The 20931-nt window shown below is 46.9% G+C and carries 19 protein-coding genes; 7 read left to right on the forward strand and 12 right to left on the reverse strand.

The window, feature by feature from the left end; genetic code table 11:
• Nucleotides 1-16: 16 nt before the first annotated feature.
• The 5 genes from FBF61_RS23840 to FBF61_RS23860 form a co-directional block, all read right to left on the reverse strand.
• Nucleotides 17-691: an ankyrin repeat domain-containing protein gene (locus FBF61_RS23840; protein ID WP_138482033.1), complete on the reverse strand. Its 675-nt coding sequence runs from the start codon at nt 689-691 to the stop codon at nt 17-19.
• A 4-nt stretch (nt 692-695) separates the two neighbouring features.
• Nucleotides 696-2027, reverse strand: coding sequence for an amidohydrolase (locus FBF61_RS23845; RefSeq protein ID WP_138482035.1), 1332 nt, complete (start codon nt 2025-2027; stop codon nt 696-698).
• A 75-nt stretch (nt 2028-2102) separates the two neighbouring features.
• On the reverse strand, nt 2103-2951 hold the full coding sequence (locus tag FBF61_RS23850; RefSeq protein WP_229215187.1) for an AraC family transcriptional regulator: 849 nt from the start codon (nt 2949-2951) through the stop codon (nt 2103-2105).
• A complete protein-coding gene (locus FBF61_RS23855) occupies nt 2935-3519 on the reverse strand; it encodes a YdeI/OmpD-associated family protein (protein WP_138482037.1) in 585 nt (194 codons plus the stop codon). Before FBF61_RS23855 ends, FBF61_RS23850 begins: the two co-directional genes overlap by 17 nt.
• A gap of 123 nt (nt 3520-3642) precedes the next feature.
• Complete coding sequence (locus FBF61_RS23860) at nt 3643-4455, reverse strand: class I SAM-dependent methyltransferase (RefSeq protein ID WP_138482039.1); 813 nt, start codon at nt 4453-4455, stop codon at nt 3643-3645.
• A 306-nt stretch (nt 4456-4761) separates the two neighbouring features.
• On the opposite strand from FBF61_RS23860, the gene FBF61_RS23865 reads away from it, so the two are divergent.
• Genes FBF61_RS23865 through FBF61_RS23875 form a run of 3 tightly spaced genes read left to right on the forward strand, consistent with a single transcriptional unit; the run spans nt 4762 to nt 9643 of the window.
• Complete coding sequence (locus tag FBF61_RS23865; RefSeq protein WP_138482041.1) at nt 4762-5943, forward strand: cystathionine gamma-synthase family protein; 1182 nt, start codon at nt 4762-4764, stop codon at nt 5941-5943.
• A 23-nt stretch (nt 5944-5966) separates the two neighbouring features.
• Nucleotides 5967-7457: a serine hydrolase gene (locus FBF61_RS23870; protein WP_138482043.1), complete on the forward strand. Its 1491-nt coding sequence runs from the start codon at nt 5967-5969 to the stop codon at nt 7455-7457.
• A 41-nt stretch (nt 7458-7498) separates the two neighbouring features.
• On the forward strand, nt 7499-9643 hold the full coding sequence (locus tag FBF61_RS23875; RefSeq protein ID WP_138482046.1) for an FUSC family protein: 2145 nt from the start codon (nt 7499-7501) through the stop codon (nt 9641-9643).
• A 34-nt stretch (nt 9644-9677) separates the two neighbouring features.
• Here the strand turns inward: FBF61_RS23875 and FBF61_RS23880 are convergent, their stop codons facing one another.
• Nucleotides 9678-10334, reverse strand: a complete 657-nt coding sequence (locus FBF61_RS23880) for a hypothetical protein (RefSeq protein ID WP_138482048.1) — start codon at nt 10332-10334, stop codon at nt 9678-9680.
• A gap of 218 nt (nt 10335-10552) precedes the next feature.
• Here FBF61_RS23880 and FBF61_RS23885 point away from each other — a divergent pair, with 218 nt between their 5' ends.
• From FBF61_RS23885 to FBF61_RS23895, 3 genes are all read left to right on the forward strand, one after another.
• The gene (locus tag FBF61_RS23885) at nt 10553-11107 is read left to right on the forward strand and encodes a hypothetical protein (protein ID WP_138482050.1); all 555 of its coding nucleotides are present in this window, start codon (nt 10553-10555) and stop codon (nt 11105-11107) included.
• Nucleotides 11108-11194: 87 nt separating this feature from the next.
• Nucleotides 11195-11377 (forward strand): hypothetical protein, encoded by a 183-nt coding sequence (locus FBF61_RS23890; RefSeq protein WP_138482052.1) that lies wholly within the window; start codon nt 11195-11197, stop codon nt 11375-11377.
• Nucleotides 11378-11478: 101 nt separating this feature from the next.
• Nucleotides 11479-12588: a Fic family protein gene (locus tag FBF61_RS23895; RefSeq protein ID WP_138482054.1), complete on the forward strand. Its 1110-nt coding sequence runs from the start codon at nt 11479-11481 to the stop codon at nt 12586-12588.
• Between the two features lie 22 nt (nt 12589-12610).
• Here the strand turns inward: FBF61_RS23895 and FBF61_RS23900 are convergent, their stop codons facing one another.
• From FBF61_RS23900 to FBF61_RS23920, 6 genes are all read right to left on the reverse strand, one after another.
• Nucleotides 12611-16045: a patatin-like phospholipase family protein gene (locus FBF61_RS23900; RefSeq protein ID WP_205748314.1), complete on the reverse strand. Its 3435-nt coding sequence runs from the start codon at nt 16043-16045 to the stop codon at nt 12611-12613.
• 214 nt (nt 16046-16259) lie between these two features.
• Nucleotides 16260-16967 (reverse strand): LytR/AlgR family response regulator transcription factor, encoded by a 708-nt coding sequence (locus FBF61_RS23905; protein WP_138482056.1) that lies wholly within the window; start codon nt 16965-16967, stop codon nt 16260-16262.
• A gap of 21 nt (nt 16968-16988) precedes the next feature.
• Nucleotides 16989-17153: a hypothetical protein gene (locus FBF61_RS34700; protein ID WP_166444597.1), complete on the reverse strand. Its 165-nt coding sequence runs from the start codon at nt 17151-17153 to the stop codon at nt 16989-16991.
• A gap of 45 nt (nt 17154-17198) precedes the next feature.
• A complete protein-coding gene (locus tag FBF61_RS23910; protein WP_229215188.1) occupies nt 17199-18284 on the reverse strand; it encodes a sensor histidine kinase in 1086 nt (361 codons plus the stop codon).
• 171 nt (nt 18285-18455) lie between these two features.
• A complete protein-coding gene (locus tag FBF61_RS23915) occupies nt 18456-18929 on the reverse strand; it encodes a hypothetical protein (RefSeq protein WP_138482058.1) in 474 nt (157 codons plus the stop codon).
• Nucleotides 18930-19029: 100 nt separating this feature from the next.
• Nucleotides 19030-19953, reverse strand: coding sequence for a DUF6268 family outer membrane beta-barrel protein (locus FBF61_RS23920; RefSeq protein WP_138482060.1), 924 nt, complete (start codon nt 19951-19953; stop codon nt 19030-19032).
• Nucleotides 19954-20218: 265 nt separating this feature from the next.
• On the opposite strand from FBF61_RS23920, the gene FBF61_RS23925 reads away from it, so the two are divergent.
• Entirely contained in the window at nt 20219-20926 is a 708-nt protein-coding gene (locus FBF61_RS23925; protein ID WP_166444598.1) for a DUF2490 domain-containing protein, read from the forward strand.
• Nucleotides 20927-20931 lie beyond the last annotated feature (5 nt).

Here is a 20931-nt window from a genome sequence, read left to right on the forward strand (position 1 = left end):
ATATCGGCGGCGGCAACTACCTGGCCGCCTTTTCCAGCAATTTCGCAATATCCGTCAAGTTCCTTGACCTGGCGTGCTGCAATGCACTAACCCCGTCTTTGTCCGGAATATTGATATTGCACCCCGCGCCAATCAGGAGCTCAACGATTTCAACATGTTTTTTCCCGCCATTTCCGAGAACAACCGCCTCCATCAATGCTGTCCACCCCAGCCGGTTCACATGATCGATCGGAAAACCCTTGGTTGTAGTTAAAATCCTGACCACTTCCACATGTCCTCTTTCGCAGGCCGGAATCAGCGCGGTTCCATTGTACCGGTTGAAAACATCAAAACGGGCACCTTTGCTTAAAAACAACTTCACAAATTCCGTTTGACCTGAGGCCCCTGCCAGTAAAAAAGGACTGTCCAGCCGGTTGTCCTGCCTGTTCACATCGCCACCGTGTGCGGTAAGCAGCCTGGCCATTTCCAGATCATTGGCTTCGGTGGCGATCAGCAACAGAGATTTGCTGTTTTCGTCCTTTGTCTCTACATCCGTTCCCTTTTTCAATGCTGCCTCTACAACAGCATATTGTTTGTTTTTTACAGCCTCAATAATAGAACTTTGCTGTTCGGGCTTATTATGGTCCATGTCATTAGCGGATGAGCAGGAAGTCAGGAAAAAGAATGAAAAAATGAAGCGTAAATTTCCCATGGTTTCAGAATACGATTTTCCCGCGATGTATCAATGATTTAACCGGCGATATCCTGGAAACTGCTTCTGCCGAGCAGCTTGCATCTATCAACACTACATCTGCCTGGTCACCAGCCTTTGGCCAGCTCCGGTTCCCTTTATCATCCAGCGGCAGAACATTGTGAGTGGCCAGTTTCAGGATTCTTGACAGGTCAAACTCTGTCCGGTATCCATATAGCTGGGCAGCCAGGTTTGCTTTCTGCAGAATACTGCCGGTACCAAAAGTACTCCACCAGTCGATGATACAGTCGTTGCCGGCAACGACATCCACGCCATGTTTATACAAAACGGGTATCGGCATAATTGTGCTGCCAAACGGTATCGTAGAAGCAATTCCAACTTTTGCGTTGGCCAGCTTTTCGGCTGTCTCCTCAATTTTCACTTTATCCAATTGCGCCAGCGCAAAGCTGTGGCTTATGAATGTTTTGCCTTTCAATACCGGGTTTTCAATCACTTTATCGATCAGATAATGAATCGTTTTCATACCCGGATCGCCGCTTTCATGCAGGTGAATATCAATGCCCTTGTTGTTGTCGAGGGCGAGCTGGACGACAAAATCCATGTGTTTTTCAATGGCACCGTCAATACTGGTAGGATCCAGGCCGCCTATGAAATCAATGTCCATTTTAGCAGCTTCTTTCATCAAATCCTCGGACTTGGTATAATAGATCCCATGCTGCGGAAACGCAACCAGCTCAGCCTGAAAGGACTCTTTCTTGTTTTCCAGTGCCTTTTGTAGGTTTTTCAAAGAATTAAGGCCGGAAGTCGGATCAATATTGACGTGCGACCTTGCATAGTTGGTACCATAAGACTGCATCAGCTCGATCAGTTTTTCGGTACGGGGAACGGACGTTTTGAGGAGCTCAGGGATTATTTGCTGCTCATAGGCAATCATATCCTTCACCGTTCTGTTCTTCGCCAGTTTTGCTTTCCAGGGTAGTCCGTAAAATGTCTTGTCCAGGTGAATGTGCATATCCCTGAACGCCGGAAGCATCAGCAATCCTTTGGCGTCAATCGCATTTGCATCAGCTTTATTGGGAAGGATGGCCTTTATGTTCCCATCATGTATTTCAATGTTAAACAGTTCCGTTTTTGTATGGACCACTTCACCATCTTCATCGTACCCGAAACCGGTTTCCAGCCTTACATTCTTTAAAGTATAAGACCTATCCGCTTTGACGGACTGGGACTGCTGTGCACCAATTGCGGCAGGCGCCTGCAAAATACCTGTGCCTGCCGCAAGCAGCACAGATGAACTTTTTAGAAAGCCCTTCCGGGAAATTGATCGTGGTTCCATAACTTGTATTTTTATACAAAATTAAGCAGGCATATACTAAAAAAATGGTAGCATTCATGCTATAACTTGTACGATTTATAACATCTCCCTGAATTCTCTCGGCCCCATTCCTGTTTGACTTTTAAAAAATTTGGAGAAGTAAGCCAGGTCATAAAACCCCAGATCGTAGGCAATTTCCTTGATCGGTTTTTTGGACGTAAGCAGCAATCGTTTGGCTTCAAGGGTCAGCCGGTTGTGGATCAGCGAGGTGGCGGAAGCATGGAAATGCCTCTTGCAAAGGATATTAAGATAATTAGGCGAAATATTCAGTTTTTCTGCATAGAAAGACACCGATTTTTGCTCTCTGAAATGGGTATTGATCATCGAATTGTACTCAAACAATACAGGCTTGGCGTGGTAAATTCTCAGATCTTCAAAGGCCTTCTCCGCTTCCCGGCTTACCATTTGGGCAATAATCCTGCACCTGGCGCTGATGATATCCCAAAGGATTGTTTCTGATGTAAGCTCTGATGCTATCGCCTTGAATTCGTACAAAAGCTCCCGGAATATCTGAGGGGACAGGTTCACCACCGGGTGATTCTGATAGTGCACCAGATCGTACCGCAGCGAGTGGGTAAAGGTTTCAAAAATACGCTGGCTTACCATGATCTGCTGTGCCACTGTGCCGTCTCCGAGCTTCCAGGAATGCACCTGATCGGGGAACAACAGATGGATCTGATTGGCAGTAACATGATGTTCAACAAAGTCAATGGTATGTGTACCGCTTCCTTCTTCAAATAAAAGAAAGAGGAAGAAATCGTGTTTGTGCGGTTTTTCAATCAAGTGGGCGCCACGGATCTGATGGTACTGAAAACTGCTGTCAGCTTGCAGGTCCATCCTGAATTCATTGATCCCAAGCGTCGGTATATTATCCTTTGCTTTCACGCCGCTGCATGTTTTGATCTGCCTGTGCTATTACTTCCGCGATGCGTTTTAGCCGCGTTTCCGGGCGTTTGGCCATCACAAGCCATTGTAAAATATACCGTTTCTTGGATTTGCTCAGATCCAAATAATAGCTTTTCACATCCGGTCTTTTCCGGAACTCCTCCTCCATATCCGCAGGAACAATGAGCGCTTCCACATCGTCCAGAATCGTCCAGGAGCCGTTTTTTTGGGCAGTTTCAACGCTGACGATACCCACCGGCATCATCAGTCCTTCTTCCGTGAGCCTCTGAATTTTATCCTTATTAATTTTCGACCAGACACTGTTGGCTTTTCTCCTGCTGAAAAACTGCATATACCGTTCCTCGTCCAAAGGCTTCGCCAGGCTGTCTATCCAACCGAAACAAAGTGCTTCGTCCACGGCTTCACTCCATGTGAGGGTCGGTAAGGCCGATTTCTTTTTGTAGTAAATCAGCCAGACCGACATTTCCTTATCGTGATGTTCCGCCAGCCACGCTCTCCATTGCTGCTGGTTCGCAGGACAAAATGTATTCAGCTCCTTTTCCTTCATGATCCGCCGCGAATTTTACCAAAAATAGCTTTTTGGGTGATTGAAATCCTATCTGTACAACAAAGAAAAAGGGCCGTAGTGACAGCCCTATGTCATAAGTAAATCCGGAAGATCAAAAAATATTCAACGAGAAACCGTCACCCGCAGGAAAGTGGCGGGGATTGAGGTCTTACTTTGATCGGCACTCTGATTCTGGCGGTTAAACAACTCTTCAAGCTCGTGCTGCAAATCTGCGGCCTTTCCGTTTTTCTCAGCGGCTTCAAATGCGTTCATCGTCGGCCCATAGTAGTTTTTGAACATACTGACGAGTTCCGCGGGTGAATAGGGTGCGTTAAATACAAAGGTGTCTTTAAAGAACGAAATGTTCTCGTTTGCTATGCCAGCCGCCTCAAAGCGCTCGATCACGTAACTTTCCACACCCCACAACATCGGACTGATAAACCCTTCCGGCGGCGGAGGCGTGTATGCTGAACTGATCCTCAGGATCTGAGCTACCAGCGTGGGATCTCCCGGTATCCAGTTTCCCATAATAATTCTTCCGCCAGGGCGGGTTACCCGCACCATTTCCTTCGCCACATCCAAAGGCTTTGGTGCGAACATGACGCCGAAAATACTGACTACCAGGTCAAATGTTCCGTCCTTGAGTTTACTTAAATCCGTCGCATCGCCTTCACGGAACACACAATTTGTCAGTCCTTCCTCCCTTACCCGATTGTTTCCAGCCTCGACGAGGTTCCGCGCAATGTCAACACCCAGGACATGGGCACCGAGCTTTGCTTCCGGTATTGCGGTAGTGCCGTCGCCACAGCCCAGATCAAGAACGTTAAGCCCTTTGGTAATACCCAGCCTGGCTACCAGCTCAGCACCGCTTTCCCTCATAGTTTCAGCGATGCGGGTGAAGTCACCTTTTTCCCATAATGCCTTGTTTGGATTCATACAGTTCTTTTTTTAGTTGATAAAAAGAAAATATTGATACCTTAAAGTACAAAATAGCATTGAAAATTGAATAGCAAACAATCTGTATTTCAACTCCTTATTACCATTCCTGAGCAAACGGTAATATAATAGATCCTAAGTGTTTTTAAAGCGGCTTTCAATTTCCGTCACCCATCGCAGGGCCTTAAAACAAGATTTAGGAGAAGCCGGTTGTTATCAGGAAACGGAACAGTAGCATGATCAATTTATGAATAATAGGTTATGTAAGCCATTTTATGCTTTATTTAAGTAATTAATCAAGTTAAAATGAGCAAGCTAAACTACAAAAAAGGAACAACTGCTGTTTGGGCAGGTGAAACGGGGCATTTCCCCAACGGCGCCACCACGGCTCCCATTGTAAACAGTGTGGCATTTGCTTACACAAACCTCGACGAATGGTACGAGGTAGCCACCGGAAAATCCGAGGGGCACATTTACAGTCGCAACACAAACCCCACTGTTCAGGTCCTGGAAGAAAAAATCTGCCAGCTCGAAGGTGCGGAGGCGGCTATATCCTTCGCCACTGGTATGGGCGCGATCAGCAATACATTGTTTGCATTGCTGGGCCCGGGAAAACGGGTGGTATCCATCAAGGATACCTATGGCGGCACGAGCCGGCTGTTTCTTGATTTCCTGCCGGCATATCATGTGGATGTGACACTCTGTGAAACCATCAGCCATGACGAAATAGAAGCCGAGGTGGCCAAAGGCTGCGATTTGCTCTACCTCGAAACGCCCACGAACCCCACCTTGAAGGTAATCGATATCGAACGGTTGTCGGCCGCAGCTCGGAAAGTAGGTGCTATTGTGGTGGTGGACAATACTTTTGGTACGCCTATCAACCAAAATCCTCTGAAGCTGGGGGCGCATCTGGTGGTCCACAGCGCAACAAAATTCCTCTGCGGACATTCCGACGCGATGGGCGGCTTGCTTTGCGGCGATAAAAACCTAGTTAAAAAAGTATATGGATTCCGCGAGATCAATGGTGCCAGCCTGCAGGCCGACCCGGCTTACCTGATCCTCCGGGGCATGAAAACACTGGAATTGCGGATTGAGCGGCAAAATGCTTCCGCCCTGAAAATCGCGCGGTATCTGCAGACACATCCTGCCATTGAAAACGTATATTATCCGGGGCTTGAAACACATCCCGGGCACGACATTGCAAAAAGGCAAATGTCAGGCTTCGGAGGCATTATGAGCTTTACTTTGAAAGGCGGCTACGAAAATGTCAAAACATTTTTGCAATCATTAAAACTCGTCCATCTCGCCGCCAGCCTCGGCTCAGTGAGTACATTGGCAGGTCCGCCACGCACCACAAGCCACGTTGAGCTCACAACAGAGCAGCGGGCCTTGCTAGGCATCCCGGAAAGCCTGGTCCGTTATTCTGTCGGTATTGAAAACGTAGAAGACCTTACCGCCGATCTTGAACAAGCTTTGTCCTTTCTCTGATACTTATAAGCTTCAGTGTTATCATGAAACGATTGTTCGCCGTACTTTTTCTGCTGACAGCTTTTGGCAGCCAAGCACAAAAGACCATATCCGCCAGACAAATACAGGAATTTGACAGTTACGTGGAAACTGTCAGAAAAGAATGGGGAGTACCTGGTATGTCCATTGCGGTCGTGAAGGACAATCAGGTTATATTAAAAAAAGGTTACGGTGTAAGGGAAATCGGCAAGCCTGAGAAAGTAGATACCCAAACGCTATTTGCCTGCGCCTCGACCACCAAAGCGATGACGGTGATATTAATGGGAATGCTGGTCGATGAAGGTAAGGTGCGGTGGGATGATCCGGTTTACAAATACCTGCCCGAGTTACAGTTTTCAGATCCCTATACGACCCGTGAAATCCGCGTGCGCGACCTGCTGATCCACAATACCGGCATCGGGAGCACGGATTTCTTTACGGGTTACATGAATATCCCGGTCAATGAAATGCTCAGGAGGATGATCTATGTAAAACCGCAGTACCCGGTGCGCGGTGGCTTTGTTTACCAAAACATTATGTACTCCGCTGCAGGGAGGATCATCGAAAGGATAACGGGCAAATTGTGGTCTGATGTGATACAGGAACGGATTTTTACCCCGCTGGGCATGACTCAAACCGCTCCGAAACGAAAGTTTATCAAAACAAACAATGTAACGCGGCCCCACGACAGCGTCAATGGTACAATTCAGGTACTTGAATATGGGAACGATAGTGAAATCGGTTCCGCCGGGGCGGTGTGGTCATCGGCGGATGACATGAGCAAATGGATCATCTGTATGCTCGACAGCAGCAAATACGCAGGCGGACGATTGGTAAAACCTGAAACCTGGAACGAAATATTCAAAGCACAGAACTTCTTCCCCGCATCGGAATACCCCACGATGGAAATACTGAAACCCAGCTGGATGACTTACGGGCTGGGCTGGTACCAGCACGATTACAAGGGCAAAAAACTAAATTTCCACACCGGCAGCCTGTCCGGGCTGACGGCCATTACTGCCCAGCTTCCTGAAGAAAAGTTCGCTATTTACATATTCGGAAATTATGACCATGCCGAAGTAAGGCATGTACTGATGTACAAAGCTATCGACCATTTCATATTGGGTGGAAACCGGGACTGGAATAAGGAATTCAAAACTTTGTATTCGAAATTAAAGGATGAACAGCGCAAAAGGGAACAGGAACTGATTGCGAAACGGGTACCGGATACTTCACCTTCTTTACCATTGGCACAATATGCAGGACGGTACGAAAGCCCGCTTTACGGGGAGGCAGAAGTCAATTTGAGCGGTAAGCAGCTTGTCTGCAATGTGAACAATGTTGTAAAAGCCACCGTGTCACACTGGCATTACGATACGTTTATGGGTCCTTATGAAAAAGCATCGGACAACAAGGCAACCGCCCGCTTCTCATTAAACAGCTCCGGTAAGGTCGACATACTGTTTTTTAACGGAATGGAATTCAGGAAAAAGTAGTGGCTGTATGCAGGTGGCGAAACCTTGATCAACCTTAGTGAATGAATCCATACAGAATAAAAAAAGCTGTTACCAATTTTTTGACCGGCGAGTATTTTACCGACGCGCTCCGTGTGACCATCAGCATCGTTTTGCCGGCGTGGGTACTTTTTGCTTATGACCTGCCGCAGGCGGCCATTGCAGTAGGACATGGCGCACTGCTGATTGGCCTAACCGATTCACGGGGGACCATCGGGGACAAGCAGACAACATCTGTCGTCAGCATTTTGCTTTTCTTTTTCGTTTCCGTCATTTCCTCGTTATCCTGGCCATACCCGTGGCTGATGGGCGGAATATTCTTCACTGTAACCCTGGGTTGCGCCATGCTGATGGTGTATGGCAGCCGGTTTTCGATCACTGGAACGGCCGCCATCATACTGATGATCTTCATCTGGGGCCTGAAGCCCGCCAACGGACTGGAATTCAGCTTATACCTGTTAGCGGGAGGTATCTGGTTTTACATTGTCAGTCTGGTACAGTTGCGGATCTGGCCTGTGCGTTACCTGAACTACGCAATTGCGGACTGCCTGCTGGCTACCCACGACTTCCTCAAAGCGAAAGCACTCTTTTATAATATCCAGGTGCCGCTGGCCGATTGCTATAATAAGGCGATCCATTTGCACAGTCATGTCAGCGAGAAGCAGGAACAGGTACGCAGCATTCTGCTCCGGGACAAGTCCGCCATGCAAGCGGAGAACCGACAGGGCCAGGCTCTTTTGTTTGCAGCCTCCCGCTCCATAGACCTTTATGAGCAGATTACCGCCATTCACCATGATTACGGTTTCCTGAGACATGCATTTAAGGTAACCGGGGCACTTGATCTGGTGGGGCAGATGATCGGGCTCATGGCGGATGATATCAGGGATATCAGCGAAATGGAACCATTCAAAAACCCGGAAGAACCGGGCCTTGCGTCGGCTCGTCAGATGCCGCTTCTGGAAGCGAGGTTTGTATACATCATCCAAAAAGAAGATGAAGTTAATGCACGAATCTTGTCAAAACTGCTGGCCAATCTGAAACAGATCTATGAAGATATACGATTGATCTACGGTGCTTTACGGAATTACAATGAGTTCCTGCCAAAAAATGAGCCGCAACCCGAGTACAATTATTTTGCGCCGTTTCAGGATTTTGGATGGAGCCAGCTTGCCACGAATTTCAGGTTCAGCTCGCCGATATTCAAATTTTCGCTCCGGCTGGCCATCACCTGCCTGTTTTGCTACACCCTGGCCAACATCCTGCCGCTGGGCAAATACAGTTACTGGATCCTGATCACCGTCGTGGTTATCATGAAACCGGCATTCAGCCTGACCCGCAAACGCAATATGCAACGTCTGACAGGCACACTGATCGGGGTTGCGCTGGCGCTGGTAATCCTGGCGCTTGTCCAAAGCACAATGTTACTGCTGGCGTGGTTTATGATTTTTTTGGTGGGTTTTTTCACCTTCAACCGAACCCATCACATGCTCAGTGTGGTCTCGCTGACGCCCATGGTGATCATCGCGCTCAATGTGTACGGGAACAGCGATCCCGGTTTTATCGTAGAACGCGTATATGATACGCTGATCGGCTGTGCCATAGCTTTTGCCGCTACCTATATGTTTCCTTTCTGGGAGGCAGGCCGATTGCCGTTTTTAATGAAAGAAGTCCTGAAAGCCAATACCAATTATCTTCAGAACCTGCTGCATGCTATTTCCGGAAAGCCGGAAAATGTTACGGGCTACAAGTTATCCAGAAAAAATGTTTACATCATGCAGGCCAATTTGTCGGCTGCTTTCCAGCGCATGCTTGGTGAACCCAAAAACAAAATAACAGAAACCGAAAATATCTATCATTTTCAGATGCTTAACCACATATTATGCTCCAATATCGCTTCCTTGTTTTTGCTTTTAAGGTCCGGTCTGCTGGAATTGAACAAGGAAGGCGAGCAAAAGCGGATTGATCAGGCAATCGGGTCTTTGCAGGAAAGCATCAGATTAATAGAACAGCTCAATGAAGGTGTCGCCTCCAATAGGGCCGGAATCACAAAACGACATGATGAAGCCCCGGATAACCAGCATGAGCACCACGATCAGCTCCATCTGCTGATCGATGTGGTTGACGACATCCGGTACTGCAGCCAGGCGTTGCAGATCAGTAAGTTTTGAAAACAATGGTATGCCAGTCAGCGCCAAAAGTCAATCACACCAAAAGCTGAAGTCCCGCGGGAGGGGTTATGTCCTCTACTTTGAAAATGATCCTGGCATTTACAAAACCTTCCTGCATCGTAATTTTTTTGATTGCCTGATTACGGTCTGCATCCTGGAAAGGACGTGAATTCAAAACCAGGGTTTTCGGGACTTGTAAATTGATGGCTAAGTCCCCGTCGTCGTTTGTTGCACCCAGCGGCATCCAGCCCCTGCCGATTACCAGGATTTTTTCAGTTTTGTCGCCTCCGTCGAAAATCGATCTCGTGATCGCGCCGACCACAGAACTGATAATCGAGCCCACACCCGGAATGGCCTCAACAGCCACACCCAGCGCAGAAGGAAATGATTTCAGAAAAAACCTTTCCAGTTTTGACACTTTTTCAATGGCTGTCAGTTCTGCTTTCAAAATGCAGTCACCCAGTATTAATTCCTTAAAGAAAAGTTTGTCTTCAAACGGTTCGTTTTCCATACTTTTCTCCACATTATCCGCCAGTTTGATCGACCTTACTGTGGTAACGGAAGCCTTTGTAACATTGGGAGCAACAAGGGTTACTGAAAGTGCGTTTACACCTTCCACTTTCTCCTCCGCGGTTCCGTTTTCGATCACCAGAACACTTTTGAGCATGATCTGCACCATTTTGTTTTTCATATCCTGTTTTTGGGTTGAGAATTGATAGCAGACCTATAAGTGAACTCTTTACGCTATTTCCTCTGTGCGTGACCCGAATTTTCATCAGATATTATTAAGAGGCATAAAATTTTTCCGAGTGCTGAAAAATCTTGCAACATAGTTGCACAAGTTGTTATATTTGCAACATAGTAGCACAAACTACCTGTTCTCATTCCTGTTTTTCAATGATCCAAAAAATGAAACTGAACCGAAACCTTGTCTGGCTGTTGCTGATCGGAGTAACAACTTTGTTTACACAATGCAAAGACTCAGGCGAAGAGCTTACCCCGGACGACGAAAATGAATTGATCACGTCCGTTACACTTAATTTTAAGGAGTCCGGTACGGGCACCGTTACTTCATTTTCTTACAAGGATCCCGACGGTGAAGGTGGAAACGCACCTACGCGTTTCGATGCCGTTTCACTGAAAGCCAATACGGAATACACCCTGACGGTCGAGTTTCTGGATGAAAGCAAAACGCCTGTCGACAATATTACCGAGGAAATTGCGAAAGAATCTGACGAGCACCTGCTGGTATATACGCCAAGCCCGGCAACGTTGCTTACCTACACATACGGGGATAAGGATGCAAACAATTTTGTGATAGGGCTGACCGGTACTGCCAAATCCGGAGCCGCCGGTGAGGGTAAGCTAAAAGTTCAGCTTCGCCACCAGCCAGGTACAAAAAACGGAACTCCCGGCCCCGGCAGCGACGATGTTAACCTTGATTTTGATTTAAAAGTCCAGTAGTCGGATCAGCTGAAAAGGTATGCGCCTGATTTCATGCCAATCTGAGATATTTATGATATATTTATCTGACATATCGATCCCATTACAATGAAAAACAAGCTCATCAATCTGGCTCTTCTGGCTGCAGTGATTTTGATTATTGCTGTGATTAACGACTACCTGCATTACCTGTATCTTATTCCAGCCGGTCTGTTTCTGCTGGCCCATCGGATTGTTTCCGTAAAGAACTATAAGAATAATCACAACAACACTAAACTGAGGCTGTTGTAAAAGTTAATAAAAGAACATAGAAGTAAAATGAGCCGGTTAGTGTATCTAATCGGCTCATTTTTTATGTTATATTTGAGCCGATTAGATAAAATATTCGGCTCATGCGATACAACTGGCAACAAAAGGACTGGCCTCATTTCACATTTGACCCGGCAAATGCAGAGGATTTGCTTTTTGCCTTCGCCGAAGAAACCGGGCATATCAGCGGTATGTTAAAAGCGGCCCCAGAAAATGTAAAAATGGAAACGCTCATCAACACCATGGTTGCCGAGGCGATCAAAACCTCCGAAATCGAAGGAGAATATCTGAGCCGTCAGGATGTGGTTTCGTCCATACGCAATAACCTTGGGATAAATCACTCCCCGGAACTTATCAAAGACAAAAAGGCGCAGGGACTGGCACGGCTCATGATCGATGTCCGCGATACTTATGCGGATCTGCTCACCGAAAAAAAGCTGTTTGACTGGCACGAGATGCTTTTAAAGGAAAACCAGGGAATCAATGCCGGAGCGTGGCGAAAGGATGCCGCACCCATGCAGGTAGTTTCCGGTTCGATCGGGAAGGAAAAAATCCACTTTGAAGCGCCTCCCTCCGACCGCGTTCCCCAGGAAATGGAAAGTTTTATCCGGTGGTTTAATGATACCGCACCTGGTGGCCCGGCCGAGATCAAAAAAGCGCCTTTGCGCTCTGCTATTGCACATTTATACTTCGAATCGATCCATCCTTTTGAAGACGGTAATGGGCGGATTGGAAGGGTTTTGGCTGAAAAAGCATTGTCTCAAACGCTGGGGCGACCGGTTATGCTGAGTTTATCGAGAAAAATAGAGGCCGACCGGAAAAGCTATTATCAGGCTTTGGAAACGGCCCAAAGGAGTAATCAGATCAGCGACTGGGTCGGGTATTTTGTCCGGACTATTTTTGAAGCCCAGATAGAAACAAAAGATATCCTGACCTTCACACTCAAGAAAACCCTGTTTTACGACCGTTTCAAAACCAGGCTTAACGATCGTCAGTCCAAAGTGATTGAAAAAATGCTGGAAGCCGGACCAGCCGGTTTTGAAGGTGGAATGAGTGCGAAAAAGTATATATCCATTACAAAGACATCGAAACCTACTGCGACCAGAGATCTGCAGACTCTGGCCGAACTCGGTGTATTTATAACAGAAGGAGGCGGTCGCAGTACTAAATATGTTTTAAATTTAGAAACATAGCAGCCCGCCTCCGTGCGAAATTCTATGCCTTAAACTGCACGCTGTGGTACCCCAGCTTACGGTAGCTTTCAAATTGCGCCTCGTCAAAAAACTGGTCGCCGGTCGATTGCTGCGGAAAGGCCGGATTCTGTAAATTGTATTCCCTGATGTCTGTCGATTCGTCGCCGGTGAGCGCGGATTTGATATAAATAAGTTTTCCTGTCCAGCCTTCCGGGTACTTTATGTCCCCTTCCGCAATATGCGCTTTGCTGAACTTCGTCAATTCATCCTTTACCGTGATACCGTCAGTTTTAATCGTAATCTCAACACCAAAGTCGATACGGCAGCGGCGTATCGCATTGGCCAGCCCCTCGCAGGTAGCTCCGGAATCTTCCTCAGCATCACCAAGAATAATGGTGCTGCACCTTCTGCGGATGAGTTCGTAAAGCCCCATATTGTCAAAATGCCCCCCATCCGAAAGGTTTACGTAATTCGAATCCACATCGGATTTTCCGATAAGATCTTTAACAATATAAGCAAGACCTGACGGCGGCTCAGGTTTTTTCCAGGTTTTCAACCTCGGGTTACCGATCCACCACCCTAATCTTACATTGAATACCGTCAGCAGGAAGGCCGTAAGCGAAGAAGAATGGTAACCCATATTCGGATTGACAGCGGCGCCAGAAATAGCCATAGCCGTACCAATAGTGGGGCCGTTTGCAAATTCAGCGGTCGGCCGGTAACCATAATGGAAGATACCATTTTTGTTAAATGCCGCGGAGCGCGTAGAGCTGAAATCAAACCCGGTATAGAAGGGCGTGAAAATAAATGACTCTGCCTTCCGATCCTGCCGGTCGAGCTCCGAAACAACCGATGCGTTTAATGCAGTGTTAATGATGGGATAAGGGCCGGTATATTCTTTTTCAAAAGTAAACTGGTCGAGTTTGGTATCGTCGGCTTTATCAAATCCTGTAAAACTGTTGGCAGTTTTGGACCGGGAAACCTGCCGCCTCGATGCCCCCAGGTATGCCCGTACCAGCCTGTTTCGGTAGAAATGGTGCAACGAAAATTCATTTACGCCGGCCCGCCAGCTTAAAAGAAAAGTAACCGCAAAAATAACAATGATAATGGTCAGCTCGCGCAGATGCTGAAAAGGATAAACCCGCAGAATAATCTCTCTGAGCGTATTCAGGAAAGAAGATCCGATGAGCAATATCCCTAGAATGAAAAGGTACGGCGCAAAACGCACAAACATCTCTTTTACACTGAAACCACTTTTGTCCTTATTTTCCCCCGAGCTGGTGGAGCTGAACGCCAGCTTTACCCCCAGGCCTACAATTGCAGCCCAGCCTCCAAACAAGCCCGTAAGCTTATCCATATCAGCAGAAGTGAGCCTGTCAAATGCCCTCGGCAGTACAAGCACACAGATGGTAACAACAATCCAAAGCAGGATAAACCGATGGATTATGGCCCCCATCCTGCCCCACCATTCGCGCCGGACATCAGGAAAGAATATACCCATGATCAACATCCGCACGACTACAGTCAGACTAAAGACCTCCAGAATAAGGGGAATCCCGAGGATGAACATCATTTTTGAGGAATTGACAACCGGAAAAATTTTATAAATAAATTTATCATTGTCTCCTGAAATGTAATTTCCTGCACCACCCTGCCCTTCAATATATTCAAAAAAGCTCCATACAGCAGCGAGGAGACCAAGTCCAGCCACCGTTGCCAGAATGGAAGATGCGACGATCGCGATCCAGATCTCGACCCTCTTTCCTTGTATATCTGGGTTCCGGTGGTAATTACCGACATAAGCAACCACCACTATCCCGATCAGCGCGGCAACACCTGCGACGACGAATATATACTGTTTCTCGCCAAAGCTGCTGGTAACCTGGGCGGAGTTATATAACCATATACTCACCAGTACCGAGGACAGAATGGCCCAGATCACCAGCGCCCATGAAAACAACCTGTTTTTCCCGTAATTAAGGAGATTCTTTGACGGATATTCCTTATCGAACATGTGCATGCCGAGACCGGCGAGACCGGCGCCAGTTATCAGGATGAGTATGCTGACACCGCCTTTTAGCCAGGGAGAATAACCATTCGGCCAGAGCGCAAAATGCTCCCACAATAAAAAAGAACCATGAATGACCGACAAAACCGTGCAAAGCAACAAAAGCAGGATAAGCTGATTGATCAGCGTGTTGCGGAGCCAGGTGATCCCGGCAGTCCAGGAATCGGTGGACATGAGACTGGCTTCCGGCGTAAGGTAATTGCTGTACATCCTGACCCAGCGGACCGGCCTCACTTCGTCCGCCATCGGATCTGTCGACCTTTTTGTATCCAGCCTGTCCACCACTTTTGACACAGATCCTGCCCGCCGGATCCATGAAACCAGCCAGGAACCGATGTAGCCACCACCCGAAACTGTAGATATATAATCAACCTGCGGCAGAACGTCCTGCTCGGCGAGCTTTTGCAAAACACCCAAATTAAAGGTAGCCGAACGTATACCACCGCCCGAAAACGCCAGCCCCGTAAGTTTCATTTTCTGAGCTCGTTCGATGGGATCTCCGGTTTCCTGACTTTCCGACTGCCCGTCCCCACCGATTGCTTTCGGAGAAATCCAACCGTCCTTACCAGTAGGCAGCATGTTTTTCATCCAGTTCAGAGATTTCAGGTTTCCCGGATCTTTCACCCGCTTTTCCCTGCTTTTCTCAATCTCGTCCAGCTCGGCATTGAAGATATTCTCGAATGAAACCGGATTGTCGGCTGCTGTCAGCAGCCTGAGCAACTCCTGATCTTTCGTCAAAAGTTCGGGCGCAAAAGTCGCGACTGGATTTCCGTGAAATGTTCCTTTCCACCATTTGTCGTGAAATACCCTGTCGTTCTCCGACAGAAGCTCAATAAAATCTCCGGGCTTATAAAACTGGCAGATTCTTTGTTCGTAACCGTCCATCTCTTTGGAACTTAGGCAGAGTATCACCTGGATCGGCATATAATGCAGTATTTCGGCTAGTACCACACGCTGGCTATGATCCTGGTACAAGATTGTCCGTATGTTTCTGCGCCATTGGTCCGGGGTGAAAAACAAGATCTTATCTTCGATTTTTAAACGGTCCGGAAAGTCGTATGCGTTAAAAACCTCTGTGGGAATCAACTTGACCGTCCAATACAGCAGGTTCTTCGATATTTCCAGAAAAGACGATACGATCAGAGAGTCGTTTTTACTTTCTGCCGATTCCAGCAAATCCGGGTTGGTACAGAAAGTAATTTCCGAGATTCTTTTAATCTGTAAATCAGTGAGTTTCGCATTCATGGCGGGAAGATTCTCCTCCATGTATAAAAGATAGCTCAGCTCATTGTTCTTTTTGTAATATGGCTCGATCTCATTTCTACAAACATCCTGTATAACAGTAAGATAAGAGACCGCCTGGGCAGTCAGATCGGTAACAACGTCCATAAGTTCGTGATCAGGTTAATGTTGAGTTATGCGCTGAATTTCAAAGCACACATTATTCTCAAAATACCGCTTTTTAAGTATGGGAGTGTTGTTTTCTTATTTTTCGGTTGTTGCTTGTTGCTTGTTGCTTGTTGCCGATTGGAAATCGGCGGCATAGTGGGTCCCGATTGGAAATCGGAACCAGCTGTCGCGATTGGAAATCGGAATCAGCTGGTTATGAGAAGCGTTTTTCGACTTCTGATTTGAAATTACGTCCGACAGGAATCTGATGTCCGTTAATGACTATACGGTTGCGCTCGATACGCCTGACTTTGGCCAGGGAGACAATAAAGGATTTGTGCACTCTTAAAAAATGCGTTGGAGGGAAAATTTCCTGCATCGCCTTGATCGAACCTTTGATGACAATCCTGCCCGAGCCGGTGTGAATGATCGCATAATCTTTCAGGCCCTGAATATGGGTCACATCGTCAAAATCCAGTTTTATCCGCTGCACGCCGCTTTTTACAAAAACGGGCCCCAGTTTTTCCTCAGTAGTGTTTTGTTCTATGGCCGCGTGCTGTTCTTTCAGGGACAAGAAATCCCCGATCTTTTCCATTGTCTGCAGAAAGCGGCTGTAAACGATGGGTTTAAGTAAAAAATCAATAACCCCCAATTCAAACCCTTCGAATGCGTAGTCCCGGTAAGCGGTGGTAAAAACCGTAACAGGAGGGTTTTCAAGTATCCTCAGGAAATCGATACCATTGAGCCCGGGCATCTCGATATCAAGAAAGAGTACGTCCGCAGCCTCATTCTCAAGATAGACGAGCGCGTCCTGAGCATTGCCAAAGTGTCTGACCGACTGCCCTGCGTCAAACCTTTTGAGATACCCTTCCAGCACTTCGCGCGCCAGCGGTTCATCATCAATAATTACACATCTGAGCATGAGCGCTTTTCGATAACTTCATCATATTACCTCAACGAAGGTCAGCTGACAACCGCGCTGAGCCTGCATGCTCAGTGCGCTACAGAGTGTGCTGCCCGCAAAGTTTACGGGTTCGGGCGAATACCTCCCCGCCATGATCATTGAGATTGCACGTAAAACCAGCATAGCATTTTTTAAAGCTCTCATTTTTAACAATTTAAAAGTCCGCAAACTCATTTCCTACACACTTCCCTAGGAAGCAACAACCGGAGTACCCTGAAAATTGATCTTCATGAAAGCATTGAAAACTTCCTTTTTGTCTTCGATTGTCAAAAGATACCTTCCCGGATACAAAAGTTCCAGCCGTTTCCGCAGGTTATCGAGCCCGATTCCGCCCCGGCTGTTGTTCTGATAAGCAGCAGACTTACTGTTCTCAACCGAAAATTCAATACCTGATTTGCTCACCTTGATCTTTCCGTGAAGCCAGGATTTTTCCGGCTGCCGGCTGAGGCCGTGTTTAAAAGCATTTTCAACCAGTGGCAGCAACAGCAGCGGCGCGATCTCTTTTCCGTCGGTATCACCCGAAATCTGTAAAGAAATATCCGGGCTGGTGTCGTAGCGTATTTTTTCCAGCTCAATATAATTGTTCAGATAACCGATTTCCTTGTCGAGAGGCACACTTCCGCCATCGCTGTCGTATAGCATGTACTCCATCATTTCCGAAAGTTTCAAAACAACTTCCGGCGCGAGATCGGATTTTTTGAGGGTGAGCGCGTACAGATTGTTGAGGATATTGAAAAGAAAGTGAGGGTTCACCTGCGACCGCAGGAAATTGACTTCTGCCTTTAATTTTTCAACCAGGATCCTTTGTAAAATCCTTTGCTGGGCATACCAGTCAATACTGAATTTCAGCGCGACGATCAGGCCGATGTACCATAGTGTGCTGAAAAAGTTATAGGAAATCGTTTCCAGCACAGAACTGTTCCGCAACGGCCCTATGACGTAGCCGTACAAAATATAGTCAAGCAAGCCCTGAGCAATAAGGTACATCACAATAGATGCCAGGACTAGGCTGAAATAATGCAGGTACTTCCGTTTGAGAAAATAGCGGGGTAAAAAGTAATGCAGGTTCAGATAAGCAATGCCGATGAGCAGCATGATCCTGCCGATCACACAGACCAGAAAGAAAGGAAGGGTCGCTTTATAGATAAGGTATTTTTTTTCATAAATAAAAAAGCCGGTGATCAGTATCCAGTAAACAGCATGCATCAGCGCATATTTCACCGTAATCAGTCGGCCCGAAAACGGCATCGTTACTTGCTTTTCAAAGAAGCTCATAGAGATAAAGACTTTTCTGTAAATGAACGTAAAATAATAAAACACAGGAAATTATATCGACCAACAACCGGAAAAGTAGAAGAACTTCCCAAACAAAATGCCCGGCGGACTTCGGAAAGTCTGCCGGGCATTTATATCATTACAAAAATCAAAAACGGATGGTTACGAGGATCAAGGATTCTCAGCCTCCGCAGAATTTTTGTCTTTGTTTTTCCGCTTTTTCGAATCCTTCCGTTTCGGTTCAGCCGGAGTACTTACGGCCGAAGAGCCTTTATTTTCCATAGTAGCCGAGTCCGCATTTTCCTGCACAGGTATGGTGCTGCCTGCGGTACCCGTAGCCAAAGGCCATGCGGATGTGCCCTGAGCACTGCTACCCTGTGTTTGCATCGTAGTTTCCGACCGGCTTGTGCCCGATGTGGAATCAGCGGTTTCGGGTTTTACAACGCCGGTATTGCTTTGCTGATCGCGGCTGCTCCCCGCTGTGCCCGTGCTTTGGGGCCAGGCGGAGGTACCTTGCGCGCTGCTGCCTTGTGTTTGGGTGGCATCAGGAGTTGTCTGAGCCGGCTTGTCTGTGTTCGACTGTGCGTACAATAACCCGCCTGAAATCAGCAGGAACATTGCGGCAGTAGTGATTATAGTTTTCATTTTACAGGTTTTTACTTGATGAATTTTGCATTACATCAACCTGTATAAAATTATTGTTCCAGCAGACCGCAGGTCCTTCAAATGAAGCGGAAACCTGGTTTCACTTTTTCTTTTTGAATTTCGGAGGCTGTACATACAGCTCCACAGAAGCCGAAAGGCCGGAAGTTTTCAACGGTGTCGCGCCTGCGATCAGCCTGTTGCTGATATTTTTCCGGTAGCCGCCAAATACTTCCACGCCGGCATATTTCCCCAGTCTCCGGTTATAAGAAAGCCCCATGTCGATATCAACCCGGCGGCAGACAGCGGGATTATTGCTATTGATTTCGTGGATGTAGTAAGTTCTGGTAACCGATTCGGCCTTGACATACAGGATATCCCAGGGTGAAAGATTATTGCGCCACGCGATCTTTTTGGGGAGCATCATTTCAATGCCGCCGCGCTCGGAGTAATTGTAATTAAATATAAAAACAGGCAAAACCGTGACCCTGAAACTCTTGTTCATCATCACTCCTGCACCGATCTCCTTGTTGGGGGATTTTTTGCGTAAAAATGTTGCGGAAACCGTGTAATTGATCGGAATTTCGGAGGCCGACAGCTCCGAAAAATTACCGCTCTTATTGATATGCGATGTAAAAATCAGCCAGGACAAACTGTCTGTTTTTACCAGCGCATTTACATCCAGACCATAGGTTCTCAGATCCCAGTTGGACATATTATCCACAGGATTTTCTCCTGATGATTTGAATTCCAGCTGCTCCGTGCGGTAGTTGGGACCTAGAATTACAGTTACTTTTTCTTTGTGGACCACGGGAATCCAGGCTCTCAAATAATATTCATCTTGGGTAAATGTCTTTCTGCCGGCTCCCGGAAAGCTATATACCTTGCCCGGCGCATGCGAATGCCGCATGGTCAGCCACTTGGAAGGCGCCATTCCGGCGAGGCCTGGTTTCAGAGATTGGGAAACAGCAGTTACACTCAGAAGCGTAAGGAAAACAATAATGGTGTCCCGATTACTGAATTGCATGAATAGGATCTAAAAAGTTGGATTTACTGAACCGGAACGCGCATTTCTATCTGCCTGACCATTCCAAAACACCAGCAGATAACGGAAGCATTAAATTGTTTATTATGAGTGGTTAACAGCATTTATTTTCCAATAAGTTCCAGATTATCCTTCAAAGGCACAATCCGGTTACTTTTTAACTATTCCGCGAAAACATTCATCCCGGATGCATGCATTGGCATGGAAATGGATGACTTATATTAAATTTACATGTTTACTCGACCTGATGCAAACGTCAAAGACAAAAATATTTCTCTCCATTTTTCTCACGCTATGCTTTTGCCAAGGTTTTAGCCAGGATGTGGAGCATAACGCCTGGCTTTTCTGGTCGCATCAGCAGAAAATAGGAGAAAGATGGCAATTGAGTTCGGACGTACAGGTACGTTCTGCCGATAACCTGGATTACGTCAATACGCTTTTGATCCGCCCGGGGATCGGTTATAAAATTGCTGCCAATCAGACCCTTACACTCGGATATACCTATTTTGGAACCTGGGAAAAAGAAAACAGCGGCAGGGTTTACGAACATGAGAACCGCATTTTCGAACAGTTCCAGATTGAGAACGAAATCAAAAAAGTGGAGATCACCAATCGGCTTCGTTATGAGCAGCGGTTTATGTACCAGCAGTACCATCGGATTTTTACCCAACGGCTGAGACATTACCTCATGGTGCAGGTGCCGTTACTGGCCGATCCCCTATTCACCAAAGGTCTTTATACTGCTTTCCAAAATGAGATATTTCTCAATATTCAGGGCCAGGAACATCTCACCAAACGAACCTTTGATCAAAACAGGACTTATCTGGGTCTGGGCTACCGCTTCTCTCAGGAGCTCGAAATGGAAGGCGGTTATATGTTCCGTTACATCATTGCTGAGGAAAATACGAACGTGCGCAACAATATTTTTCAGATTTCGGTCAGGACATCATTTTGACCAGC

Origin of the sequence: Dyadobacter bucti (assembly GCF_005869225.1) — a bacterium.
In the GTDB taxonomy this organism is placed as follows: domain Bacteria; phylum Bacteroidota; class Bacteroidia; order Cytophagales; family Spirosomataceae; genus Dyadobacter; species Dyadobacter bucti.

Coding starts and splice junctions, on each gene's coding strand:
- FBF61_RS23840 (WP_138482033.1), bottom strand. CDS start 691: ATGGGAAATTTACGCTTCATTTTTTCATTCTTTTTCCTGACTTCCTGC.
- FBF61_RS34700 (WP_166444597.1), bottom strand. CDS start 17,153: ATGAGAGCTTTAAAAAATGCTATGCTGGTTTTACGTGCAATCTCAATG.
- FBF61_RS23870 (WP_138482043.1), top strand. CDS start 5,967: ATGAAACGATTGTTCGCCGTACTTTTTCTGCTGACAGCTTTTGGCAGC.
- FBF61_RS23900 (WP_205748314.1), bottom strand. CDS start 16,045: ATGGACGTTGTTACCGATCTGACTGCCCAGGCGGTCTCTTATCTTACT.
- FBF61_RS23880 (WP_138482048.1), bottom strand. CDS start 10,334: ATGAAAAACAAAATGGTGCAGATCATGCTCAAAAGTGTTCTGGTGATC.
- FBF61_RS23895 (WP_138482054.1), top strand. CDS start 11,479: ATGCGATACAACTGGCAACAAAAGGACTGGCCTCATTTCACATTTGAC.
- FBF61_RS23855 (WP_138482037.1), bottom strand. CDS start 3,519: ATGAAGGAAAAGGAGCTGAATACATTTTGTCCTGCGAACCAGCAGCAA.
- FBF61_RS23925 (WP_166444598.1), top strand. CDS start 20,219: ATGCAAACGTCAAAGACAAAAATATTTCTCTCCATTTTTCTCACGCTA.
- FBF61_RS23885 (WP_138482050.1), top strand. CDS start 10,553: ATGAAACTGAACCGAAACCTTGTCTGGCTGTTGCTGATCGGAGTAACA.
- FBF61_RS23915 (WP_138482058.1), bottom strand. CDS start 18,929: ATGAAAACTATAATCACTACTGCCGCAATGTTCCTGCTGATTTCAGGC.
- FBF61_RS23845 (WP_138482035.1), bottom strand. CDS start 2,027: ATGGAACCACGATCAATTTCCCGGAAGGGCTTTCTAAAAAGTTCATCT.
- FBF61_RS23890 (WP_138482052.1), top strand. CDS start 11,195: ATGAAAAACAAGCTCATCAATCTGGCTCTTCTGGCTGCAGTGATTTTG.
- FBF61_RS23860 (WP_138482039.1), bottom strand. CDS start 4,455: ATGAATCCAAACAAGGCATTATGGGAAAAAGGTGACTTCACCCGCATC.
- FBF61_RS23910 (WP_229215188.1), bottom strand. CDS start 18,284: ATGAGCTTCTTTGAAAAGCAAGTAACGATGCCGTTTTCGGGCCGACTG.
- FBF61_RS23905 (WP_138482056.1), bottom strand. CDS start 16,967: ATGCTCAGATGTGTAATTATTGATGATGAACCGCTGGCGCGCGAAGTG.
- FBF61_RS23875 (WP_138482046.1), top strand. CDS start 7,499: ATGAATCCATACAGAATAAAAAAAGCTGTTACCAATTTTTTGACCGGC.
- FBF61_RS23920 (WP_138482060.1), bottom strand. CDS start 19,953: ATGCAATTCAGTAATCGGGACACCATTATTGTTTTCCTTACGCTTCTG.
- FBF61_RS23865 (WP_138482041.1), top strand. CDS start 4,762: ATGAGCAAGCTAAACTACAAAAAAGGAACAACTGCTGTTTGGGCAGGT.